Genomic DNA, 255 nt, shown 5'->3' on the forward strand with positions numbered 1-255 from the left:
GTCCGGAACGCCATTTCCACTCTGTTCGCCGCGCTCAATACGGCAATGGGTGAAGTCATTGCGCAATGTAAGCCGCGCCACCGACATCAGGAATTCCTGGCGTTTCTCAGGCATGTGGATCAGGCGGCGCCTGCCGATCTCGATGTGCATCTGATCGACGACAACTATGCGACACACCCGCATCCCAAGGTCAGGGCGTGGGTGACCAGGCATACGCGCTACCACATGCGCTGCACGCCGACCTACTCAAGCTGG

At 59.6% G+C, this 255-nt stretch carries 1 protein-coding gene; it reads left to right on the plus strand.

All coding sequences use genetic code 11. The features are described 5' to 3' along the window. Positions 1 to 255, plus strand: a 255-nt coding sequence (locus AB3X99_RS41030; RefSeq protein WP_368662080.1) for a transposase, incomplete at both ends; no start/stop codon positions are given.

This window comes from Paraburkholderia sp. BR10882 (assembly GCF_040948855.1).
GTDB lineage: Bacteria > Pseudomonadota > Gammaproteobacteria > Burkholderiales > Burkholderiaceae > Paraburkholderia > Paraburkholderia nodosa_A.